This is a genomic window from Agromyces cavernae (assembly GCF_021044935.1).
In the GTDB taxonomy this organism is placed as follows: Bacteria; Actinomycetota; Actinomycetes; order Actinomycetales; family Microbacteriaceae; genus Agromyces; species Agromyces cavernae.
The window spans coordinates 1-18,016 of sequence record NZ_JAJNMP010000004.1 but is presented as its reverse complement, the minus strand read 5'-3'; the positions used below and the strand labels follow the sequence as shown (position 1 = coordinate 18,016).

At 69.6% G+C, this 18,016-nt stretch carries 16 protein-coding genes; 13 read left to right on the top strand and 3 right to left on the bottom strand.

Annotated features, from left to right (window positions below):
- Positions 1-19 precede the first annotated feature (19 nt).
- The 5 genes from LQ757_RS15705 to pheT all read left to right on the top strand — a co-directional run bounded on the left by LQ757_RS15705 (position 20) and on the right by pheT (position 6,146).
- A complete protein-coding gene (locus LQ757_RS15705) occupies positions 20-883 on the top strand; it encodes a glutamate ABC transporter substrate-binding protein (RefSeq protein WP_231048216.1) in 864 nt (287 codons plus the stop codon).
- A gap of 67 nt (positions 884-950) precedes the next feature.
- A complete protein-coding gene (locus LQ757_RS15700) occupies positions 951-1,601 on the top strand; it encodes an amino acid ABC transporter permease (RefSeq protein ID WP_231048215.1) in 651 nt (216 codons plus the stop codon).
- Entirely contained in the window at positions 1,598-2,515 is a 918-nt protein-coding gene (locus LQ757_RS15695) for an amino acid ABC transporter permease (RefSeq protein ID WP_231048214.1), read from the top strand. The genes LQ757_RS15700 and LQ757_RS15695 overlap by 4 nt, the downstream gene beginning before the upstream one ends.
- A 63-nt stretch (positions 2,516-2,578) precedes the next feature.
- Positions 2,579-3,619: a phenylalanine--tRNA ligase subunit alpha gene (pheS, locus tag LQ757_RS15690; RefSeq protein WP_231048213.1), complete on the top strand. Its 1,041-nt coding sequence runs from the start codon at positions 2,579-2,581 to the stop codon at positions 3,617-3,619.
- 1 nt (position 3,620) lies between these two features.
- Positions 3,621-6,146, top strand: a complete 2,526-nt coding sequence (gene pheT, locus LQ757_RS15685; protein ID WP_231048212.1) for a phenylalanine--tRNA ligase subunit beta — start codon at positions 3,621-3,623, stop codon at positions 6,144-6,146.
- Positions 6,147-6,223: 77 nt separating this feature from the next.
- On the opposite strand, the gene LQ757_RS15680 is transcribed toward pheT, so the two are convergent.
- Positions 6,224-7,207: an NAD-dependent epimerase/dehydratase family protein gene (locus tag LQ757_RS15680; protein ID WP_231048211.1), complete on the bottom strand. Its 984-nt coding sequence runs from the start codon at positions 7,205-7,207 to the stop codon at positions 6,224-6,226.
- A gap of 262 nt (positions 7,208-7,469) precedes the next feature.
- On the opposite strand from LQ757_RS15680, the gene argC reads away from it, so the two are divergent.
- Genes argC through LQ757_RS15645 form a run of 7 tightly spaced genes read left to right on the top strand, consistent with a single transcriptional unit; the run spans position 7,470 to position 14,806 of the window.
- Entirely contained in the window at positions 7,470-8,513 is a 1,044-nt protein-coding gene (argC, locus tag LQ757_RS15675; RefSeq protein ID WP_231048210.1) for an N-acetyl-gamma-glutamyl-phosphate reductase, read from the top strand.
- Positions 8,510-9,667, top strand: a complete 1,158-nt coding sequence (argJ, locus tag LQ757_RS15670) for a bifunctional glutamate N-acetyltransferase/amino-acid acetyltransferase ArgJ (protein WP_231048209.1) — start codon at positions 8,510-8,512, stop codon at positions 9,665-9,667. The genes argC and argJ overlap by 4 nt, the downstream gene beginning before the upstream one ends.
- 2 nt (positions 9,668-9,669) lie before the next feature.
- Complete coding sequence (gene argB, locus LQ757_RS15665; RefSeq protein ID WP_231048208.1) at positions 9,670-10,617, top strand: acetylglutamate kinase; 948 nt, start codon at positions 9,670-9,672, stop codon at positions 10,615-10,617.
- On the top strand, positions 10,614-11,801 hold the full coding sequence (locus tag LQ757_RS15660) for an acetylornithine transaminase (protein ID WP_231048207.1): 1,188 nt from the start codon (positions 10,614-10,616) through the stop codon (positions 11,799-11,801). The genes argB and LQ757_RS15660 overlap by 4 nt, the downstream gene beginning before the upstream one ends.
- 31 nt (positions 11,802-11,832) lie before the next feature.
- Positions 11,833-12,762 carry an ornithine carbamoyltransferase gene (argF, locus tag LQ757_RS15655; RefSeq protein WP_231048206.1) on the top strand — a complete coding sequence of 310 codons (930 nt, stop codon included), beginning with the start codon at positions 11,833-11,835 and terminating at the stop codon, positions 12,760-12,762.
- Positions 12,762-14,192, top strand: a complete 1,431-nt coding sequence (gene argH, locus LQ757_RS15650) for an argininosuccinate lyase (RefSeq protein WP_231048205.1) — start codon at positions 12,762-12,764, stop codon at positions 14,190-14,192. Before argF ends, argH begins: the two co-directional genes overlap by 1 nt.
- A complete protein-coding gene (locus LQ757_RS15645; protein ID WP_255681698.1) occupies positions 14,189-14,806 on the top strand; it encodes a DNA-3-methyladenine glycosylase in 618 nt (205 codons plus the stop codon). Before argH ends, LQ757_RS15645 begins: the two co-directional genes overlap by 4 nt.
- Positions 14,807-14,851: 45 nt before the next feature.
- Here LQ757_RS15645 and LQ757_RS15640 read toward each other — a convergent pair whose 3' ends face one another.
- Entirely contained in the window at positions 14,852-15,454 is a 603-nt protein-coding gene (locus LQ757_RS15640; protein ID WP_231048203.1) for a hypothetical protein, read from the bottom strand.
- Between the two features lie 61 nt (positions 15,455-15,515).
- Complete coding sequence (locus LQ757_RS15635) at positions 15,516-16,139, bottom strand: DNA-binding protein (protein ID WP_231048202.1); 624 nt, start codon at positions 16,137-16,139, stop codon at positions 15,516-15,518.
- 147 nt (positions 16,140-16,286) lie between these two features.
- Here LQ757_RS15635 and tyrS point away from each other — a divergent pair, with 147 nt between their 5' ends.
- A complete protein-coding gene (gene tyrS, locus LQ757_RS15630) occupies positions 16,287-17,588 on the top strand; it encodes a tyrosine--tRNA ligase (protein ID WP_231048201.1) in 1,302 nt (433 codons plus the stop codon).
- Positions 17,589-18,016: the final 428 nt, after the last annotated feature.

Below are 18,016 nucleotides of genomic sequence, written 5' to 3'. Positions count from 1 at the left end.
CAGGAGAAGAGGCAGGGACATGAAACGCATGAGAATCGCGCTCGTCGCAGCAGCGGCGGCTTCGGCACTCGCGCTCGCCGGCTGCGCCGGCGGCGGCGGTGGTGGCGAAGAGCCGACGGAAGAGGCGGCGCCCACGTTCGAGGCGGGGACGACCATGGCGGCGCTCGCCGAGGCGGGCGAGATCACGGTCGGCACCAAGTTCGACCAGCCGCTCTTCGGCCTCGTCGGTCCCGACGGCGTGCCCGTCGGATTCGACGTCGAGATCGCGAAGATCATCGCGAGCGAACTCGGCATCTCCGAAGAGAACATCACCTGGACCGAGACGGTGTCCGCGAACCGCGAGCCGTTCATCGAGAACGGCCAGGTCGACATCGTGGTCGCGACGTACACGATCAACGACAAGCGCAAGGAGGTCGTCTCGTTCGCGGGGCCGTACTACCTGGCGGGCCAGTCGATCCTGGTGCTCGCCGACAACGAGGACATCGCCAGTGAAGAAGACCTCGTCGGCCAGCCCGTCTGCTCAGTGACCGGTTCGACGCCGGCTGCGAACCTCAAGGAGCTCGGCGCCGAGGTGCTCGAGACCGACACGTACTCGAACTGCCTCGAGCCGCTGCGCAACGGGCAGGTCGTTGCGGTGTCGACCGACAACGTGATCCTCGCGGGCCTGGCCGACCAGAACCCGGGCGAGTTCAAGATCGTGGGCGAGCCCTTCACCGAAGAGCCCTACGGCATCGGCCTCGCGCTGGAAGACACCGAATTCCGCACGTGGATCAACGACACGCTCGAGGCCGCCTACGCAGACGGCCGCTACGAGGAGGCGTGGAACGCGACGGCCGGAGAGATCCTGCCGTTCGTCGAGCCGCCGGCTGTCGACCGCTACTGATCCGAACCGGCCCGGGCCTCGTCCCTGAGGCCCGGGCCGGCCTTCCCGTTCCACTGAGAGGACCCGCGTGGACGTCGTCATCGCGAATCTCCCGCTCTACCTCGAGGGCTTCAGCGTGACGCTGCTGCTGCTCGCCGTCGGCGGCCTCGGGGCGCTCGTGCTCGGCACGATCGTCGCGGCGATGCGGATCTCGCCGATCGCGACGCTGCGCGTCATCGCGACCGTGTACACCGAGGTCGTGCGCAACACGCCGCTGACCCTGGTGGTGCTCTTCGCGGTGGTGATCGTTCCCCTGCTCGGACCGCGAGTGCCGTTCATCCTCTCCGGATTCGTCGCGCTTGCGGTCTACACTTCACCGTTCGTGGCGGAGGCGCTGCGCTCGGGCATCAACGGCGTGCCGATCGGCCAGGCCGAGGCCGCGAGGAGCGTCGGGCTCGGGTTCGGCCAGACGGTCTCGCTGATCGTCTTCCCGCAGGCGTTCCGCATGACGATCCCGCCCCTGATCAACGTGTTCATCGCCCTGACGAAGAACACCTCCGTCGTCGGCGGTGTCGGATTCGTGGCCGAGTTGTTCGGGGTGGGCCGCACACTCGCGAACGCGAACGGCGATGCCGTGATCCCGATCCTCATCGGGGTCGCGATCTTCTACCTCATCGTGACGGTGCCGCTCGGCCTGCTCGCGACCCAGCTCGAGCGGAAATGGGTGGTGCAGCGATGAGCAACTCAGGCGTCCTCTTCGACGCGCCCGGCCCCCGCGCACGTCGGCTGTCGGTGATCCTCTCGTGGATCAGCGGCGTGGTTCTCGTCGGTCTCGTCAGCTGGGGGATCGTCATCCTCAACACGCCGCGCGAGTCCGGCGGCATCACCCTCCCCGGGATGTTCGACCCGAGCCGGTGGGACATCCTCGCCGACCCCGTGCTCTGGAACTTCGTGATCTTCACGGGCGTCTGGAACACGCTTCGCGCGGCGATCGTCGCGGCGGTGCTCGCCGTCGCCCTCGGTGTGGTCCTCTCACTGATGCGGAGTTCGCCGATCGGATGGGTCCGCATCCCGACGATGATCCTGATCGAGTTCTTCCGCGGCATGCCGGTCCTGCTGATGATGCTGTTCATCCTTCTCGTCGCGGGCACCGGGCAGTACTGGGCAGTGGTCTTGGCGCTCGCCGTCTACAACGGCGCGCTCATCGGCGAGGCGCTGCGGGCGGGCCTCGTCTCGCTGCCACGCGGCCAACGCGAGGCTGCGCTCAGCCTCGGCATGCGTCCGCTGCAGTCGAAGATGCTCGTCGAGTTCCCGCAGGCGTTCCGTCAGATGCTGCCGATCATCGTGGCGCAACTGGTCGTGCTGCTGAAGGACACCTCGCTCGGCTACATCGTCGGCTATCAGGAGTTGCTGCGGGTCACGCTCAACAACCTCGGCAGTTTCTACGGCAACCGCTACCTGTTCACGCTCTGGTGCGTGGCGTTCGTGCTCTACCTGATCATGAACCTCTCGCTGTCGTGGTTCGCGCGCTGGCTGTCGAAGCGCACGGCGTCGAAGTCGAGCGGCAAGCGACTCGACCCCGCTGATGCCGCACAGGCGATGCTCAAGGCAGACGCGATGGCGGAATCGCGGCAGACGCCTCAGGGCGGCTGAGCGCCCCATCCGGTGACGTCGCGGCAACGTGAGCCGGGTACGAGGCGACTAGACTCGTTCTTCGTGTCCGAGCCCCGTGAAATCACCGAGAGCGCCGTGCAATCGGCGGTCGACGCAGCCCTCGCGGCGATCGCCTCGGCCGGCGACTCCGCCGCGCTGAAGCAGGTCCGCACCGAGCACACCGGCGACAAGTCGGCGCTGGCGCTCCTGAACGCCGAGCTGCGCAACGTACCCAACGACCGGAAAGCCGCCCTCGGCAAGCTCGTCGGTGGTGCCCGCGGTCGGGTCAACCAGGCGTTCGCCGCGCGCGAGGCCGAGATCGTCGAGGCCGAGGCCGCCGCGCAACTCGAGGCCGAGGCCGTCGATGTCACGGCGCTTCCGTCGCGGTACACGGCCGGCGCGAGGCATCCGCTCTCCCTCCTGCAGGACCGCGTGTGCGACGTCTTCACCGGAATGGGCTGGGAGATCGCCGAGGGGCCCGAGGTCGAGAGCGAGTGGTTCAACTTCGACGCGCTGAACTTCGATGCCGATCACCCCGCGCGAGCGATGCAGGACACGTTCTTCGTCGACCCGCCCGAGGCGCACCTCGTGATGCGCACCCACACGAGCCCGGTGCAGATCCGCTCGATGCTCGATCGTGAGGTGCCGCTCTACGTGCTCGCGCCGGGCCGCGTGTACCGCACCGACGAGTTCGACGCCACGCACCTGCCGGTCTTCATGCAGTTCGAAGGCGTCGCCGTCGACAAGGGACTCACGATGGCGCACCTGAAGGGCACGCTCGACCACTTCGTGAAGGCGATCTTCGGTGACGAGGCGAAGATCCGTCTGCGCCCGAGCTTCTTCCCGTTCACCGAGCCGAGCGCCGAACTCGACTTCTGGCACCCCACCTTCAAGGGCGGCGCCCGCTGGATCGAGTGGGGCGGCTGCGGAATGATGCACCCGAACGTGCTGAAGGCCGCGGGCATCGATCCCGAGGTGTACACCGGGTTCGCGTTCGGCATGGGCGTCGAGCGCGGCCTCATGCTTCGCAACGATGTGCAGGACATGCGCGAGATGGTCGAGGGCGACGTTCGCTTCTCACAGCAGTTCGGAATGGTGGTCTGAGATGCGGGTTCCATTGAGCTGGCTCGCCGAGTACGTCGAACTCATTCCCGGCACGACGCCCGAAGACGTGCACGCCGCTCTCGTCAAGGTCGGTCTCGAAGAAGAAGACGTGCACACCTTCGAGCTCGAGGGTCCGGTCGTCGTGGGCGAGGTGCTCGAGTTCGTCGAGGAGCCGCAGTCCAACGGCAAGACCATCCGCTGGTGCCAGGTGCGGGTTGCGCCCGACGGCGAGACCGCGGCCGACGGGGGAGACCCGGTGCACGGCATCGTGTGCGGGGCTCGCAACTTCTTCGTCGGCGACAAGGTCGTCGTGACCCTGCCCGGCGCGGTGCTGCCGGGGCCCTTCCCGATCGCCGCGCGCAAGACCTACGGCCACGTCTCCGACGGCATGATCGCCTCGGCGCGAGAGCTCGGGCTCGGCGACGATCACGAGGGCATCCTGCGACTCTCCACGCTCGGCATCGATGCGCCCGTCGGCACCGACGCGATCACGCTGCTCGGACTCGATGACGCCGCGATCGAGATCAACGTCACACCCGACCGCGGCTATGCCTTCTCGATCCGCGGTGTCGCCCGCGAGTACGCGCACGCCACGGGTGCGCGGTTCCGCGACCCGGTCGAGCAGGCTGCACCTGCGGATGCCTCGGGCGACGTGTTCCCCGTCGAGATCCGTGACGAGGACCCGATCCGCGGCCGCGTCGGTTCGGCGGTCTTCGCGACGCGCATCGTGCGCGGGGTCGATCCGGCGCGTCCGACGCCGGCGTGGATGATCGCTCGGCTGAAGCTCGCCGGTATCCGCTCGATCTCGGTGCTCGTCGACATCACGAACTACGTCATGCTCGAGCTCGGCCAGCCGATCCACGGCTACGATCTCGACGCGCTGCGCGGCGGGATCGTCGTGCGGCGGGCGACGCCGGGCGAGACGATCGTCACGCTCGACGGCAAGGAGCGTGCGCTCCACCCCGAAGACCTGCTCATCACCGACGACCGTGGTGCGATCGGCATCGCGGGCGTCATGGGCGGCGCCGACACCGAGATGGGCGAGACGACCCGCAACGTGCTCATCGAAGCCGCGAACTTCGACCCGGTGTCGATCGCGCGTTCCGCTCGTCGGCACAAGCTGCCGAGCGAGGCGTCGCGCCGCTTCGAGCGCGGGGTGGACCCGCAGATCGCCGGTGCCGCCGCATCACGCGTGGCCCAGCTGATGGTCGATCTCGCCGGCGGGGTCGCCGACGAGGGCGGGTCGCTCATCCACGAGGCAGGGGCACGGGAGGCCATCGTGCTGCCGCACGGGTTCGTGTCGAGCCTCATCGGCGTCGAGTACACCGAGGCCGAGGTGCACGACGCCCTCGCCGAGATCGGCGGCGTGGTCACCGCCGTCGACGGTGGGTTCTCGGTGGTGCCGCCGTCATGGCGCCCCGATCTCACGGGCAAGGCCGAGCTCGCCGAAGAGGTGGCGCGGCTCGTCGGCTACCACCGCATCCCCTCGGTGCTTCCGGTCGCTCCTCCGGGGCGCGGGCTCACCCGGTCGCAGCGACTTCGCCGCCAGACGGCCGACGTGCTCGCCGGTGCCGGTTCGACCGAGGTACTGAGCTTCCCCTTCGCCACGGCCGATGAGAATGCGCTCTACGGCAGCGCCGACGGCTCGGCCGTGGCATCCGTGCGCCTCGTGAACGCGCTCGACCAGTCGACCCCGTTCCTGCGCCGCTCGCTGCTGCCGGGGCTCATCGGTGCTGCGCGTCGCAACCGCTCGCGCGGCCTCAACGACCTCGACCTGTTCGAGATCGGCCTCGTGTTCCTGCCCGAGACCGGCCGCACGTATGGCTCCGACGAGCTCCCGGTCGGCGATGCGAAGCCGACCGACGAGACCCTTGCCGCGCTCAATGCCGGCATCCCGCGGCAGCCGCGGCACCTCGGTGTGCTGCTCGTCGGCGACGCCGTCACCAAGCAGCCCGGTCAGGCCGCCGTGCCGGTCGGCATCGTCGACGCGCTCGATGCCGTGCGGCGAGTGGTGCTCGCGACGGGTGCCGAGCTCGAGGTCGTGCAGGGCGCGCACCAGGCGCTGCACCCGGGCCGCACTGCAGAGCTCCGAGTCGGCGGGCGGGCGGTCGGGTTCGCGGGCGAACTGCTGCCCGCGGTCGCCATCGAGCTCGACCTGCCGCGCGTGGTCGCGGTCGCCGAACTCGACCTCGACGCGGTGATCGCGGCGACCGAGCCGGCGGTCGAGGCGCAGCCGATCGGCACACTGCCGGCGGCGACGCAAGACCTGTCGCTCCTCGTCGGCGACGACGTCGCAGCGGCTGAGGTCGCCGAGGCGGTGCGCGCGGGCGCGGGCGACTTGCTCGAGCACCTGCACCTCGTCGACGACTACCGCGGCTCGGGGGTGCCCGAAGACTCGAAGAGCCTCACCTTCGCGCTGCGGTTCCGTGCGCCCGACCGCACGCTCACGGCGGCCGAGGCGAGCGATGCCAAGAACGCCGGCGCAGCGCTCGCCGGTGAGCGCTTCGGCGCGGTGATCCGCGCGTAGTCTCCCTCACGGGAGTCCGAGCGGCGGTGCACGAGAGCGCCGCCGCCCGAGAGCGCCGGCGCCCGCACCCGGGTGCGCTACGCGTACCGCTCGACGAGTCGGTCGAAGTCGGCATCGAGCGCAGTGTCGACGACCCGTCGTGACGGATCGGCGTCATGCCACGCGATCATCTCGCGAGCACCGCGCCAGTAGGGGATCGCGGGGCGGAACTCGGGCACGAGTGACTTCACCTTGCTGTTGTCGAAGATCACCGAGTGGGCCTTGTCGCCCAGGAGGCCGGGCCCCAGGTCGGGCAGCTCGCGCGCGATCGCGTCGCTCGCGATGTGCGCCGGCCGGAACTCGGCGCCCGCGGCCGTGGCGATCGTCTCAGCGATCTGGTTCCAGGTCAGCACCTCGTCGGACGTGATCTGGAACACCTCGCCGACCGCGCGGTCGTTGCCGAGCAGACCCACGAACGCGACCGCGAAGTCTCGGGTGTGGGTCACCGTCCACAGGCTCGTGCCGTCGCCGTGCACGACGACCGGCTTTCCCCGGCGCATGCGGTCGACGGCTGTCCACCCGCCGAGCAGCGGCACCCGCTCGCGGTCGTAGGTGTGCGAGGGACGTACGATCGTCATCGGGAATCCGCGCTCGCGGTAGGCCGCCACGAGCAGTTCCTCGCCGGCGATCTTGTCGCGGGAGTACTGCCAGAACGGGTTGCGCAACGGAGTCGACTCGGTGATGGGCAGGTGCCCGATCGGCTTCTGGTAGGCCGACGCCGACGAGATGTACACGTATTGGCGGGTTCGCCCCTCGAACAGCGCGATGTCGCGTTCGACCTGCTCAGACGAGAACGAGCGGAAGTTCGCGACGACGTCGAACGTCTCGTCACCGATGGCCGCAGCGATGGATGCCGCATCCTCGGCGTCGCCCGTGAGATGCCGCGTCCCGGCGATCGGCGCACGTCGCGAACTGCGCCCGCGATTGAGAAGGGTCAGGTCGTAGCCGCGCTGCACGGCGAGCTCGCTCGATGCTCCGCTGATGGTGCCGTTGCCGCCGATGAAGAGGATGCGCAGGTTCATGCACCGAGCCTAGGCTTCGGATGGCGGTCGACGCGGGGGTCGCGTGTCATCGTTTTGCGGATGCCGCGACACAGTCGGTAGGGTCGACGCATGTCCACCGATCGGTTCGCCGCCTCTGCACGCCACTCGCGTGTCGTCGTGCTGCGCAACCGACGTCGTGGTGCGCGCCGAATCTCGGCGACCCCTGCTGCGGCCTAGACGGGCCTGTCTGCGGGCGTCGCCGGAACATCGCCCCGACCGCACAGACCCTAAGGTGGATTCCATGACGTACTCCGTCGCCGTTTCCGGCGCGTCCGGCTATGCCGGGGGAGAGATCCTGCGCCTGCTGGCCGATCATCCCGAATTCGAGGTGCGCACCGTCACGGCGCACGCCAACGCCGGGCAGCCGCTCGTCGCAGTACAGCCCCATCTGCGCACCTACACGCATCTGACCCTGAAAGCGACGACGGCCGAGACGCTCGCCGGTCACGACGTCGTGTTCCTCGCCCTCCCGCACGGAACGTCGGGCGCCGTCGCCGCGCAACTGCCCGAGGACACGCTCGTGATCGACTGCGGCGCAGACCACCGGCTCGAGAGCGCGGGCGACTGGGAGGAGTTCTACGGCGGCGACTTCCACCCCGCGTGGACCTACGGCGTCCCCGAACTGCCGCGCCTCTCGGGCACCCAGCGCGACCGGCTCGCCAAGACGCGGCGCATCGCGGCTCCCGGCTGCAACGCCTCCACGGTCGCGCTCTCGCTCGCTCCCGGCATCCGCGCCGGCGTCATCGAGGATCGCGACCTCGTGTCGGTGCTGGCCGTCGGCCCGTCGGGCGCAGGCAAGAGCCTCAAGGCCCACCTGCTCGGCTCCGAGATCCTCGGTTCGGCGAACCCCTACTCGGTCGGCGGCGTGCACCGCCACATCCCCGAGGTCATCCAGGCACTGCGGTGGGCCGGTGCGGCGAACCCGACCGTGTCGTTCACGCCGATGATCGTGCCGATGTCGCGCGGAATCCTCGCGACCTCGACGGCGCGCATCATGCCCGGCACGGATGCCGCTACCGTGCGTGCGGCGTGGGAGGACGCCTATGCCGGCGAGCGCTTCGTGCAGTTGCTTCCGCAGGGCCAATTCCCCCGCACGGCCGACGTGCTCGGCGCGAACACGGCGCTCATGGGACTCGCCGTCGACGAACGGGCGGGGCGCGTCGTCGTGATCACCGCCGTCGACAACCTCGTCAAGGGCACCGCGGGTGCCGCCATCCAGTCGGCCAACCTCGCGCTCGGACTCACCGAGTCGACCGGCCTTCCCGTGAACGGAGTCGCACCGTGACCGTCACCGCAGCCGACGGGTTCGAGGCCGCGGGCATCGCGGCCGGCATCAAGCGCAGCGGGGCGCTCGACCTCGCGGTCGTCGTGAACCGGGGTCCGTCGCAGGCGGCGGCCGCCGTGTTCACATCGAACCGGGCGAAGGCGAACCCGATCCTCTGGTCGGAGCAGGTCATCCTCGACGGCACCGTCGCAGCGATCGTGCTGAACTCGGGCGGGGCCAACTGCTTCACTGGTCCCGAGGGCTTCCAGGTCACGCACCGCACCGCCGAGGCGACCGCGTCGGCGCTCGCCGTCTCCGCCGGTGACGTGCTCGTGTGCTCGACGGGGCTCATCGGCGACCAGCTCGACGGCGAGGTGCTCGAAGAGGGCGTGCTCTCCGCGGTCAACCGGCTCGCACCAGGCGGCACCGCCGGCGACGACGCGGCACGCGCCATCATGACGACCGACACGAAGCCCAAGACCGTCGTGATCGAGCGCGACGGCTGGCGCATCGGCGGCATGGCCAAGGGAGCCGGCATGCTCGCGCCGGGGCTGGCGACCATGCTCGTCGTGCTCACGACCGATGCCGACCTTCCCGCGGCAGATCTCGACACGGCGCTGCGGGCTGCGACTCGCGTCACGTTCGACCGGCTCGACTCCGACGGCTGCATGTCGACGAACGACCAGGTCACCCTCCTGGCGAGCGGTGCTTCGGGAATCGTCCCCGCGCCCGAGGCCTTCACCGAGGCGCTCACTGCGGCGTGCCGTGACCTCGCGACGCAACTGCAAGGCGACGCCGAGGGCGCGAGCCATGACATCACGATCGAGGTCCGCGGGGCCGTCACCGAAGACGACGCGGTCGAGGTCGGTCGCTCCGTCGCCCGGAACAACCTGTTCAAGGCTGCGATCTTCGGCAACGACCCGAACTGGGGCCGGGTGCTCGCCGCCATCGGCACGACGCAGGCACCGTTCGACCCCTACCTCGTCGACGTCTCGATGAACGGGGTTCGCGTCTGCCATGCGGGTCGGCCCGACGCTCCGCGCGACGACGTCGACCTCGAGCCACGGGCGACGCATGTGCTGATCGAACTGCACGCGGGCGAGGCATCCGCATCGATCTTGACGAACGATCTCACGCACGACTACGTGCACGAGAACAGCGCCTACGCGAGCTGAACATGGGTGCACTCGAAGCAGATTCCACGACCGGCATGCAATCGGCGACCGCGGCCGACAAGGCCCAGGTGCTCATCGACTCACTGCCGTGGCTGAAGCGATTCCACGGCGAGACCATCGTCGTGAAGTTCGGCGGCAACGCGATGGTCAGTCCCGACCTGCAGCGTGCATTCGCGGAAGACATGGTGTACCTGCGCTACGCGGGCATCAAGCCGGTCGTCGTCCATGGCGGCGGTCCCCAGATCTCGGCCATGCTCGAGCGCCTCGGCATCGAGAGCGAGTTCCGCGGCGGATACCGTGTGACGACCCCGGAGGCGATGGACGTCGTCCGCATGGTGCTGTCGGGGCAGGTCAATCGCGAGCTGGTGTCGCTCATCAACGAGCACGGACCGCTCGCCTCGGGGCTCTCGGGTGAGGACGCGGGGCTGTTCAGCGGCCGGCGGCGTGGTGCCGTCGTCGACGGCGTCGAGGTCGACCTCGGCCTCGTGGGCGATGTGGTCGCGGTCGATCCTGCGGCGGTGCATGCGCAGCTCGACGCCGGACGCATCCCGGTGATCTCCTCGATCGCTCCCGACGGCGACGCTCCGGGCCAGTCGCTCAACGTCAACGCCGACTCGGCGGCCGCGTCGCTCGCGGTCGCGCTCGGTGCGGCGAAACTCGTGATCCTCACCGATGTCGCGGGGCTCTACCGCGACTGGCCGAACCGCGATTCGCTCGTGTCGGTCATCGATGTGCCAGACCTCATCTCGCTGCTGCCGTCGCTCGAGTCGGGCATGATCCCGAAGATGCGCGCGTGCCTCGAGGCGGTCGAGGGCGGGGTCGCCAAGGCAGCGATCATCGACGGCCGGGTGCCCCACTCGATCCTCCTCGAGGTCTTCACCCAGTCCGGCATCGGCACCGAGGTCGTGCCGGGCGGCGCCGGCATCGCCACTGAGGGAAACGTCGCATGACCGCGTGGCAGCAGCGCTTCGACGAGCGCATCATGCGTTCGATCGGCATGCCGCTCGCGAAGCTCGTCCGCGGCGACGGGGTTCGGGTGTGGGATGACGCGGGCAACGCGTACCTCGACTTCCTGGCGGGCATCGCGGTGAACTCGCTGGGCCACGCGCACCCCGTGTTCGTCGACGCGGTCGCTTCGCAGGCGGCGACGCTCGCGCACGTCTCGAACTACTTCGCGACCGAACCCGCGCTCGAGCTCGCCGAGCGGCTCACGCGGCTCGCCGGAGCGGGGGAGCACGGGCGGGCCTGGTTCGGCAACTCCGGAGCCGAGGCCAACGAGGCCGCATTCAAGCTCGCGCGCCTCAACAACTCGGGCGGGGCGCGCACGCGAGTGCTCGCACTCGTCGACGCGTTCCACGGCCGCACCATGGGATCGCTCGCCCTGACGGGCAAACCGCACATGCGCGACCCGTTCGAGCCGCTGCCCGGGGGCGTCGAGCACATCCCCGCGACGATCGCGGCGCTCGAAGCGGCGCTCGACGATGCGGTCGCGGCGCTGATCGTCGAACCGATCCAGGGCGAGGCCGGTGTCGTCGAGCTTCCCGAAGGATTCCTCGAGGCGGCACGCGAACTCACCAGGCGGCACGGCGCATTGCTCATCGTCGACGAGATCCAGACCGGGGCCGGACGCACGGGTGCGTGGTTCGGGTTCCAGCATGCCGGCATCACACCCGATGCCATCACCCTCGCGAAGGGCATCGGCGGGGGGTTCCCCATCGGCGCGCTGGTCACGTTCGGCGAGGCGTCCTCGCTCTTCACCAAGGGCCAGCACGGCTCGACCTTCGGCGGGAACCCGCTCGCGACGGCCGTGGCGAACGCGGTGCTCGACGAGATCGAGCGAGCCGGGCTCGTCGACAACGCCGCGCGGCGCGGTGACGAGCTGGCGCAGCGCATCCTCGGCATCGGATCCCCGCTCGTCCACGGAGTGCGCGGCAAGGGCCTGCTCATCGGGGTCGGCCTTTCCGAACCGGTCGCGGGCCGTGTGGTCGCCGAAGCCATGAGCGGCGGCCTCATCGTGAATGCAGCCAACGACTCCACCATTCGCCTCGCGCCCCCGCTGATCATCGGCGACGCCGAGGTCGACGAGTTCATCACCCGGTTCGCGGTCGCGCTCGACGCCGCAGCCACCCACTGACCGCACGACCGACCCCATCGAACGGAGTCCCATGACCCGCCACTTCCTTCGCGACGACGACATCACGCCCGCCGAACAGGCCGAGATCCTCGACCTCGCCGAGGCCCTGAAGGCCGACCGCTGGAGCCGCACGCCGCTCGCGGGGCCGCAGACGGTCGCCGTCATCTTCGACAAGTCCTCGACGCGCACGCGCGTCTCGTTCGCGGTCGGCATCGCCGACCTCGGCGGGACGCCGCTGATCATTTCCACGGCGTCGAGCCAGCTCGGCGGCAAGGAGACCCCATCAGACACGGCCCGCGTGCTCGAGCGCATGGTCTCGGCGATCGTGTGGCGCACGTACGGCCAGGCCGGCCTCGAAGAGATGGCCGCGGGAACGGCCGTGCCCGTCATCAACGCGCTCTCCGACGACTTCCACCCGTGCCAGCTCCTCGCCGACCTGCTCACCATACGCGAGCACAAGGGCGACCTCGCGGGGCTGACCGTCACCTTCCTGGGCGACGGGGCATCGAACATGGCCCAGTCGTACCTGCTGGCCGGCGCGACGGCGGGCATGCACGTGCGCATCGCGTCGCCCGACGAGTTCGCCCCCTCAGACGCGGTCGTGGCCGACGGCGACCGCATCGCCGCCGCGACGGGCGGCTCGATCACGCTGTACACCGACGCGGCCGAGGCCGTCGCCGGCGCCGACGTCGTGGTGACCGACACCTGGGTCTCGATGGGCAAGGAGTCCGAGAAGGCGCACCGCGTCGCCACGTTCGGCGGCTACCGGGTCGATCGCGAGCTCATGTCGCTCGCGGCATCCGACGCGGTCTTCATGCACTGCCTGCCGGCAGACCGCGGGTACGAGGTCACGGCCGACGTCATCGACGGCGCGCAGTCGATCATCTGGGACGAGGCGGAGAACCGCCTGCACGCCCAGAAGGCGCTGCTCGTGTGGCTGCTCGAACGGAAGGACGCCTGATGACCGAGCACGGCACCAACGAAGGGTCGCTGTGGGGCGCGAGGTTCGCCACCGGCCCGTCGCCCGAGCTGGCGCGGCTGTCGAAGTCGACGCACTTCGACTGGCAGCTCGCGAGCTACGACCTCGCGGGTTCGCGAGCGCACGCGCGCGCGCTCGGCGCCGCCGGGTATCTCGACGCCGACGAGCTCGCGGCGATGCTCGCTGGGCTCGACACCCTCGAAGCGCGGGTGGTCTCCGGCGAGATCGTGGCCGCCGACGCCGATGAAGACGTCCACGGTGCGCTCGAAGCCGCACTCATCGGCATCGTGGGCGCAGAGCTCGGTGGCAAGCTGCGCGCCGGGCGCAGCCGCAACGACCAGATCGCCACGCTCGTGCGCCTGTACCTCAAAGACCACGCCGCGATTCTCGGCCAGCAGCTGGTGCACCTCATCGATGCGCTCGCCGCCCAGGCCGATGCCCACCGTTCGGCGATCATGCCGGGCCGCACCCACCTGCAGCATGCGCAGCCGGTGCTGCTGGCACACCACCTGCTCGCGTACGGCTGGGCGTTCTCGCGCGACCTCGAGCGCATCGTCGACTGGACGAAGCGAGCGGATGTCTCGCCGTACGGCGGCGGCGCCCTCGCCGGGTCGACGCTCGGGCTCGACGCGGCATCCGTCGCCCGTGATCTCGGACTCGCCCGACCGGCCGACAACTCGCTCGACGGCACCGCGAGCCGCGACGTCGTCGCGGAGTTCGCGTTCATCGCCGCGATGATCGGCATCGACCTGTCGCGTCTCGCAGAAGACGTCATCCTCTGGAACACGCGCGAGTTCGGCTTCGTCACGCTCGATGACGGCTACTCGACGGGCTCGTCGATCATGCCGCAGAAGAAGAACCCCGACATCGCAGAGCTCGCTCGTGGCAAGTCCGGCCGCCTCATCGGCAATCTCAGCGGCCTGCTCGCGACGCTGAAGGCCCTCCCGCTCGCCTACAACCGCGACCTCCAGGAAGACAAGGAGCCGGTCTTCGATTCGGTCGAGACACTTGAGGTGCTGCTGCCCGCGTTCACCGGCATGATCGCCACGCTGAGGTTCCACACCGACCGCATGGCCGAGCTCGCGCCGGCCGGCTTCTCGCTCGCGACCGATGTCGCCGAGTGGCTCGTGAAGCGGCACGTGCCGTTCCGCGACGCGCACGAGATCACGGGCGCGCTCGTGCGGTTCGCCGAGCAGCACGGGCTCGAGCTCGACGCCGTCGACGACGCCGCGCTCGCCGAGATCTCGCCGCACCTCACCCCCGATGTGCGCGAGGTGCTCACCGTCGAGGGATCGGTCGCGAGCCGCGACGGCGTCGGCGGCACGTCGCCGGTGCGTGTCGACGAGCAGTTCGCCCGACTGGCCGACCGAGTCCGCCACCTCGTCGCCGGGCTCCCCGAGGCAGTGCGCTGAGTCGACTCGTCGCACCCGACCGGGCATTCTTCGAGCAGGATCCGGTGCAACTCGCACCGCTCCTGCTCGGGGCCGTGCTCGGCTACGACGCCCCTGACGGACTGGTGGCCATTCGGCTCTCCGAGGTCGAGGCGTATCGCGGGGTCGGCGAGGATCCCGGATCGCATGCGTTCCGGGGCCGCACCGCCCGCAACGCCGTCATGTTCGGGGAGCCGGGGCACCTGTACGCGTACTTCAGCTACGGCATGCACGTGTGCCTGAACATCGTGGCGAGGCCCGCCGGCCTCTCGTCGGCGGTGCTGATGCGCGGCGCGACCGTCGTGGGGGGCATCGATCTCGCGCGGCGGCGCAGGCCGGGCGTCAACGATCGCGATCTCGCTCGCGGGCCGGGGCGGCTCTCGCGGGCGCTCGGCGTGCCGCTCGGCGCGGGTGGGAGCGACCTGCTCGAGTCGCCCTTCGACCTGCGGGTGCCCGAGTCGCCGCTGCACTCCGCGAGCGGTCCGCGCACGGGCGTCAGCGGCGACGGTGGCGGCAACGCCTATCCGTGGCGGTTCTGGCTTCCGGGCGACGAGGGCGTCTCGCCGTACCGGCGCCATAAGCTCGCCGCCGAGTGACCGCGTTTCCCCGGTGCCGGCGCGGCCGGCGCGGCCGGCGTGGCGTCAGCGGATGGCGAGGTGCACGACGAGCGCGGCCGCGCACGCCCAGATGAGGCTCGCGAACGTGCCGATGATGAAACGCTCGCGGGCTTCGGGCGCCTCGAGCTCGGTGAACCGGCCGACGCCCTTGACGGCCACGACGATGGCGAGGCCCTCGGGGAACCCGGCGATGATCGTGCCCGCCGTCGCCACGCGCTCGAGCACGCCGATGGTGAGGCCGCCGCGGAGCACCTCGCGACGAGCGCCGGCCACGATGCCCTGCCGCTTCTCGTCGGCCGTCAGCCGCTCGGTGACGATGATGCCGCCGTGCAGGCCGGGGGCGACCGTGCCGCCCATCGCGAGGTTGAGCGCCATCGCCGCTGCGGCGCTGCCGCCGAACACCGCCGTGGTGAGGCCGAGCAGCACGACGAGCGGCGCGAGCCCGAACTGGGCGGGTGCACTCGCGGAGGCGGCGGCGAGTGTGGCGATGCCGAGCGTGCCCGCCGCGAACCAGACGTAGGCGCGCCGTGGGCGCACGTAGGCGAGCACCGAGAGCACGGCTGCGGCGACGAGTGCGAGCACGAGGGCCGACCATGTGATGGCATCGGCGATGAAGAAGAGGCTCACCGGGTTCCTTCCCGTCAGGCGCTCGGGGCCTGGTCTCCGAGCAGCATAGCGACCGCGGGCGTCACTCGGACGCGACGTGCGTGGCTTCGGCGTCGAGTTCGCGCAGCAGCCGGACGAGCGCAGGCCGGGCCTCCTCTTCAGCCCGCCAGAGGGCCGCTCGAAGGCGCGCGCTCACGGCGGCGGCGCTCACGTCGAGGATCGCCGCCGCCTCCTTCTGCAGGCGCCCCTCGTGCATGAGATCGACGACCTCCCAGCCGGGATCGGTGCGTCGCTCGCGCAGCAGCACGAGCATGCGGACGAGCGGTTCGACGTCGGCGACGGTGATGCCGCTCGCGACGGGCGCTGCTCGCAGCGCGAAGCGACCGTCGGCGCGCTTCGCCGCGCCGACGGCTTCACGCGCGGCGATGAACGCGGTGCCGGTCGCCTTGCGGGTGGCATCGGGGAGGGGCGTACGGATGTCGCCGATGCCGAGCCCGACGCTCCAACGGCCGGTCCGGGTGGCATCGAGCACGATGGCCAGCGCCGTCTCGGCCGAGGCCGTGACGAGTTGCACCTCGTCGCCGGCGGTCTGGTCTGCAGGTAGCAGGAGCTGATCGCCATGACGCTCGGCGAGGCGCGCCATGAGCGCAGCAGCCCGGTCGGCCTCGCGTCGACTGGCGACCTGATCGGCGGTGATGACGAACATTGCTCCCCTTGAAGGCTGGATCATTGATCGGTCGAGGTGAATGCTGTGGCTGTGACATCCGAACAAATCAAAGATACAGGATTGATTTCTTGGAATCAATCGTCGAACCTTGAATTCAGGTCTCAGTCCCGCTGATACTCTGACGGGGTGTCAGACCCAGTGATCCTCTCCACCCAGCAGAACGACGCCTCATTCGACGACGTCTGGGAGGAGCTCGTCTGGCGCGGCCTCGTGCATGTGTCGACCGACCAGGCCGCGCTGAAAGAGCTGCTCGCGGGCGAGCCGATCACGTATTACTGCGGATTCGACCCGACAGCGCCGAGTCTGCACCTCGGCAACCTCGTGCAGTTGCTCACCCTGCGCCGCATCCAGCTCGCCGGCCATCACCCGCTCGCCCTCGTCGGGGGATCGACCGGGCTCATCGGCGACCCGCGGCCGACGGCCGAGCGCACGCTCAACACGAAGGAGACCGTCGCCGAGTGGGTGGGCTACCTCGGTGCGCAGATGTCGCGCTTCCTCTCCGGCGAGGGTGAGAACGCCGTCCGCCTCGTGAACAACCTCGACTGGACGGCCGGCCTCAGTGCGATCGACTTCCTGCGGGAGGTCGGCAAGCACTACCGCGTCGGCACGATGCTGAAGAAGGACGCGGTCGCCTCGCGGCTGAACTCCGACGCCGGCATCAGCTACACCGAGTTCAGCTACCAGATCCTGCAGGGCTTCGACTACCTCGAGCTCCACCGCCAGTACGACTGCGTCCTGCAGACCGGTGGCAGCGACCAGTGGGGCAACCTGACGAGCGGAACCGACCTCATCCACCGGGTCGAGGGCGTGCACGTGCACGCGATCGGCACGCCGCTCATCACGAACTCCGACGGCACGAAGTTCGGCAAGAGCGAGGGCAATGCCATCTGGCTCGACGCCGCGATGTGCAGCCCCTACCGCTTCTACCAGTTCTGGCTCAACACCGACGATGCCGACGTGGTGTCTCGGCTCAAGGTCTTCACCTTCCTCGGTCGTGAGCGCATCGAAGAGCTCGAGGCGCTGGTCGCGAGCGAGCCGTTCCGGCGCGAGGCGCAGCGAGTGCTCGCATTCGAGGTGACGAGCCTCGTCCACGGTGCCGATGCCACCGGCGCGGTCATCGCCGCGTCGCAGGCGCTGTTCGGGCAGGGCGACCTGACCGCACTCGATGACGACACGCTCGAGTCGGCGTTGCGCGAGCTGCCGAATACGACGACGTCGCCGGATGCCCCGATCGCGCAGTTGCTCGTCGACACCGGCCTCGTGGCGAGCCAGAGCGAGGGGCGCCGTGCCATCAAGCAGGGCGGCGTCGCGCTCAACAACGTGCGCATCGACGACGAGGCGGCGACCCTCGCCGACCACGTCGCACCCGGCAGCATGGCGGTGCTCCGCCGCGGCAAGAAGACCCTCGCCGGCGTCTTCGTCGAGTAGGCCCGCGATCCCGTCGACGGACCCCGGTCTCCCACCTTCGTGGGGGACCGGGGTCCTCATATTTCCGGGGGATCCGGCGCGACACGCCCGGGATGCAAGGCAGAGTTGCACGACCGCCGGAATCGACGTAATGTAATCACTCGTTGCCCCACAGGAGCGAAAGAGCAGAGAGTTCATCTGAACCGGCTCATCGGCCTCAAGCGGCACGAAGATCCCAAGCCTCGAAGAGATTCATCCTTCGCTGCGCTTGAAGCATTCGGATCCGTCCTCATGGGATGCCCGGGTGAGAACGAAACAGCTCCGCTGATCGGTCCAGATGGTCCGTGAACCGGGTGCGTCCGTTCCTTGAGAACTCAACAGCGTGCACTATGTTCAATGCCAATTTTTTGAACCCCGACCTGCTTTTCGGAGTGGGTGGGATTCCTTTG